6 protein-coding genes and 1 pseudogene are annotated in these 4,515 nt (G+C 71.6%); 2 read left to right on the top strand and 5 right to left on the bottom strand.

Going from position 1 to position 4,515, the window contains the following annotated elements:
• From FOE67_RS17615 to FOE67_RS17605, 3 genes are all read right to left on the bottom strand, one after another.
• The coding region (locus tag FOE67_RS17615; protein WP_182665401.1) for an SDR family NAD(P)-dependent oxidoreductase at positions 1-428 on the bottom strand (428 nt) is incomplete at its 3' end.
• A 258-nt stretch (positions 429-686) separates the two neighbouring features.
• A complete protein-coding gene (locus FOE67_RS17610) occupies positions 687-953 on the bottom strand; it encodes a DUF397 domain-containing protein (RefSeq protein WP_182665399.1) in 267 nt (88 codons plus the stop codon).
• Complete coding sequence (locus FOE67_RS17605; RefSeq protein ID WP_182665398.1) at positions 950-1,915, bottom strand: helix-turn-helix domain-containing protein; 966 nt, start codon at positions 1,913-1,915, stop codon at positions 950-952. The genes FOE67_RS17610 and FOE67_RS17605 overlap by 4 nt, the downstream gene beginning before the upstream one ends.
• A 211-nt stretch (positions 1,916-2,126) precedes the next feature.
• Between FOE67_RS17605 and FOE67_RS17600 the strand changes: the two genes are divergently transcribed.
• Entirely contained in the window at positions 2,127-2,498 is a 372-nt protein-coding gene (locus tag FOE67_RS17600) for an ATP-binding protein (RefSeq protein ID WP_323384997.1), read from the top strand.
• A gap of 20 nt (positions 2,499-2,518) precedes the next feature.
• On the opposite strand, the gene FOE67_RS17595 is transcribed toward FOE67_RS17600, so the two are convergent.
• Positions 2,519-3,367 carry a hypothetical protein gene (locus tag FOE67_RS17595; RefSeq protein ID WP_182665394.1) on the bottom strand — a complete coding sequence of 283 codons (849 nt, stop codon included), beginning with the start codon at positions 3,365-3,367 and terminating at the stop codon, positions 2,519-2,521.
• Positions 3,367-4,119 carry a MerR family transcriptional regulator gene (locus FOE67_RS17590; RefSeq protein ID WP_182665392.1) on the bottom strand — a complete coding sequence of 251 codons (753 nt, stop codon included), beginning with the start codon at positions 4,117-4,119 and terminating at the stop codon, positions 3,367-3,369. Before FOE67_RS17590 ends, FOE67_RS17595 begins: the two co-directional genes overlap by 1 nt.
• Before the next feature lie 216 nt (positions 4,120-4,335).
• Here FOE67_RS17590 and FOE67_RS17585 point away from each other — a divergent pair.
• A pseudogene (locus FOE67_RS17585) lies at positions 4,336-4,515 on the top strand (DUF998 domain-containing protein); the annotation flags it as partial.

Here is a 4,515-nt window from a genome sequence, read left to right as displayed (position 1 = left end):
CCCCCGCCGAAGGCGAGCACCACCCCCGACCCGCGCCGCACCATGTGCCGGGCGGCGGCCCGGGTGGTCAGGAAGTGCGAGCGCAGCAGGGTGGTCACCGGCCGGGTGAAGTCCTCCACGTCGATCTCCATGAGCGGCTGCTGCACGTCCCCGAAGCCGATCAGGTTGAACGAGACGTCCACCGAGCCGGCCTCGGCGGCGATGTCGTCCACGAGGGCATCCACGTCGGACTCGTCCAGCGCGTCCAGCACCCCGATGTCCGCCGTCCCGCCGCGCGAGCGGATGTCGGTCGCCACCGCGTCCAGCGGCTCCCGGGTGCGGCCGGTGAGGAACACCCGCGCCCCCTCCCGGGCGAAGGCGCGCGCCACCGCTCCGCCGATCGGTCCACCGGCGCCGTGCAGCACGGCGGTCTTCCTCTCCAGCAGCATCGCCGGTCTCCCTCTGTGCGCGGACGGTCCGCGACGACCGGCCTCCGCCCTCGCCGCCTCGGCCCCACGCTCCACGGAACGGCCCGCCGACGGGCACCGACACCCCGAGGTGCCCGCGTCCGGGTGAGGGGATGACACCCCATCGGCCCCCGGAGGTGAGGGGGAGGGGCGCCGACCGGACACCGGTGGGGGAGTGGCCGGCCGACCCGGACGGCTTGTCGGCGTCCGGGTCGGTGGCCGAATCGCTGCGGCGGGGAGTCAGGGGCGGGGAGCGACGTACCCGAGGAAGGCCGACCACGCGGTGGACGGCAACCCCAACCGCCCACCACCCCGGTGCTTGGAGTCCCGCACGTGCACGGTCCCGGGGCACTCCGCGACCTCGACACAGTCCCCGCCCTCGTTGTCGCTGTGGCTGGAGGTGTGCCAGAGCAGGGCCCCCTCGACGCCCTGCCCGCCTTCGTGGTTGCCGTGGCTGCTTGTGAGGTGGGAGCGAGAGGGGAGAACGGTGTCATTTCTCTTCGTCATCGTTCCTCCAGGAGAGATTCGATCAGGGTGGTTGACTGACGCGGTGTGAGTGCCTGCGCGCGGATGCTCCCATAGCGACCGGCCATGAGACGCACGCGTTCCGGGTCGGTGATCAGCTCATTTCGGCCATGCCCCTCCGTGTATGCGACTTGGGGTCTGCCCCGGGGCGTCAGGATGCTGAAGGAACCGGCCAGGCCGGGGTGGTCCGCGCACTTCATGGGCATCACCTGCAACTCGACCCAGGGAAGCGCGGATACGCGCAGCAGATGCCTCAACTGTTCTTGGTGCACTTCGGTGCCACCCAATTTGCGATGGAGTACCGACTCTTCGACCACGAAAGTCATGGTGGGTGGTGGCCAGCTTCCGGGTTCCAACAGGAGCGGTTGACGGGCGATTCGCGCCGCCACGCGCTGTTCGATGACGTCGCTGTGCAGAGGAGGCCGTCTGACCTCGTGCAGGGCGCGGACATGGGCCTCGGTTTGCAGCAGGCCGGGGATGACCATGGTGGTGTAGCTGTGCAGTTCCACGCAGTGGGATTCCAACGTGGCGTACAACCGGAACCAGGCGGGGTGGCGGGTGCGGACCTTCTTCTTGGCCTCGCGCAGGTCCGGGATGACGGTGGTCAGCATCCCGTCCGCCCCGAAGAGGTCGTCCGCCGCGTGGAGCAACTCCTCCTGCGGGATGCGACGGGCGCGCTCGATGGCGGAGATCAGGTCCACCCCGAAGTTGAGGCGCTCGGCGGCTTCCTGCTGGGTGAGGCCCGCCCGTTCGCGGGCCCGCTTGAACAACTTCCCCAGTGCGCGCAGGAAGTCCTGCGCGCTGTCCTGGTCCTCGGGCAGTTCCACGTCCCGGCTCGGGTGGGGAACGGATCGGTCGATGGTGGTCGTTCCGCCGGACCGGCCGTCGTCGCCGGCGTCGACGGCTCCCTCGTGGTGGTCCTCGCGCGTGTGCTTCTCGTGCATGGTGGTGATCTCCCCCGCACCCCGATGACTTGCGACCCTGTGGAGTCGGACAACCACGATCCGTACGGGTTGCCCGCTTCGCCACGGTAGTCCTCGCGGGGCCAGACTCGAGACCGTGGACGACAACATCACCCCTGCCGGTACGAATCGCCGTATCGCGCGACGGATCGGTTCCACCGCACGGGGCGTTTGCCTTGCCCGGAGCCTCACGGTGCGTCAACTCGACCTGTGGGGCTTCCCACCGCGCACCCCGCTCTCGGAGAACGCCGCCCTCGTGGTGAGCGAGTTGGCCACCAACGCCGTGGTGCACGGCGGGGACGGAATCCCCGGCGGTGACTTCCACCTCCGGCTGGAACTTCCAGGCCGGCGCGGGCCCCTGCGGGTGGAGGTCGATGACGTGGCGGGGGACCGGCTCCCCGCCCCCGGGCCCGCCCGGTCGCCGGGGGAGTGGGAGGAGAGCGGCCGGGGGCTGGTGCTGGTGGCGGCGGTGGCGCTCGGCTGCGGGGTGATCCGCCGGGGCTCCGGCAAGACGGTGTGGGCGGAACTGGCGGTCGTCCCCGTACCGGAGCGCTCACCGGCCTGAGCCCTGCCGGGCCCGTCCCGTCACGCGGCCTCGGCCACCGGCTCGGGACGGGTGCGCAGGGCGTCGAGTGCGGCGGCGGGGTCGTCCGCGAAGAAGCGGACCGTGCCCACCTCGACGGTCCTCCCCAGCGGACGCGTGGCGGTGATCGGCCGGTCCAGTTCCAGGACGATGTTGGTCTGCGAGGAGACCGCCACCGCCAACCGGTCCCCGTCCACGCCGATCAGACCCTTCTCGTCGAAGCGGGCCACGCGCCGCACGGCCGTGATCCGCTCGCGCGGTATCCGCAGGTCGAAGAAGGCCCCGTACCGCACCCGCACCTCGGTGTCCGTCACCACGTGCGGGCGGGTGGCGCAGGCCGCCATGACGGCGAACGCGATCAGGACCCCGTAGGCATCGATCACCAGAACCGTGACGCGCAGGGCCGCCGGTGCGTCGAGCGCCCGCAGCAGGAGTTCCAGCCCCACCAACTCCACGACCATGGCGAAGACGAAGATGCCCATCGTGAACGTCTGCGCCCCGGCGTAGGGCAGGGCGCGGGCGCCGGCCGGAACGCCGTGCCGGCGTCGCGCGATCCACAGGGCGAGGGCCGCCATGCCGGCCGCCTCGAACCCCAACAACCTCCGCACGGTGATCGGCACCAGCCGCTCGTACGTCAGGCGCGTCGCTCTCCTTCGGCCCGCCCCCTCCCGGCGCGCGGCACGGAACAGGCGCGCGACGACCACCGTCTCCAGGGTGATCACACAGGCCACGAGCGCCCCGGAGACCGCCGGCACCGGCGCCGGGACGGTCACTCCGGAGGCGACCAGGACCACCAGCAGCAGCTCGCCGGGGATCACCAGGCACAGAGCGGCCCGCGCCGCGCGGAGCATCACCGCCGCTCCCGCAGCACGGTCACCAGCCGCCGGAACGTCTCCACCTGGGCGGGAGCCAACTCGTGCGACAACTCCTCCCACCAGTTCCGCTCTCCCGCGGTGTCGAGGTGCCGGAGCATCGCCGAGACCATCTCCCCCGGCAGGTAGTCGGCGATCCGGTCGACCACCACCGCGACCCGGGGGTCGTCGGGCTCGGCGTCGGCGAGGTCGTCCAACATCGTGTAGATGTCTCGGGCCCCGGCGGGCGCCCCGGGTTCCGTGAGGGGCCGGAAGAGTTCCGCGAGCGCGGCCCGCTCCGCGTCGCCGAGACCGGTGTCCATCAGGGCCAACATCTCGCGGTCGAGCGCGGCCGTTCCGGATGCCCCGGTCGGCAGCCCGCGCAGCACCGATGCCATCTCCGGGGAGACCACGGAGTCGGGATGCGGGTCGGCTTCCTCCAACAACGCGGCGAGCCTGCGTCGCCGGGCGGCGATCTCCGCCTGCTGCCGGGCCAGGTCCGCGTCCAACTCGCTCAGCACCTCCCGCAGGCCGCGGCCCCGGTCGGCGGCCAGGGTCGTCCGGACCTCCTCCAGGGACAGGCCCAATTCCGCCAGCCGTCGCACCCGGGCGAGGGTCACGGCGTCCCGCAGGCGGTACTCCCGGTACCCGTTGCCCCGGCGCGGGGGCTCCGGGAGCAGCCCCATCCGGTGGTAGTGGCGCACGGTCCGGGTGGACACCCCGACCAGCGCCGCGATCTCGCCGATCCTCATGCGCCCAGTGAAGACCCTGACGCCACGACAAGGTCAAGTGCCCTCGCCTGCGGTGCCCGGGTTCTTTCCGTTTCACTGTGTGATGGGATGACCTACTCGGAGTGGACAACGCGGGAGACGCGTCAGGTGGTTCTCAGGGGTGTGGGGCTCTCCACCGGCTCGAAGCCACCGGCCCACCCTGCCCGCTGTCCCCCTCCCCGTCTCCCGGAGGTCTCGATGAAGATGTTCCGCACACCGCCACCCGACGCGCACCCGGGGGAGAGGGTGAACCGGTTCCTGCTCGTGGGGGGCGTGGTGGCCGGTCCGCTCTTCCTTCTGGTCGTCCTTCTCCAGGACCTCCTGCGTCCTCACTACGACCCGTTGCGCCATCCGATCAGCTCCCACGCCCTCGGCGGG

This window comes from Streptomyces calidiresistens, assembly GCF_014141525.1.
In the GTDB taxonomy this organism is placed as follows: Bacteria; Actinomycetota; Actinomycetes; order Streptomycetales; family Streptomycetaceae; genus Streptomyces; species Streptomyces calidiresistens.
The sequence above is the reverse complement of the archived record's forward strand: the minus strand, read 5'-3'. Positions and strand labels throughout refer to the sequence as shown.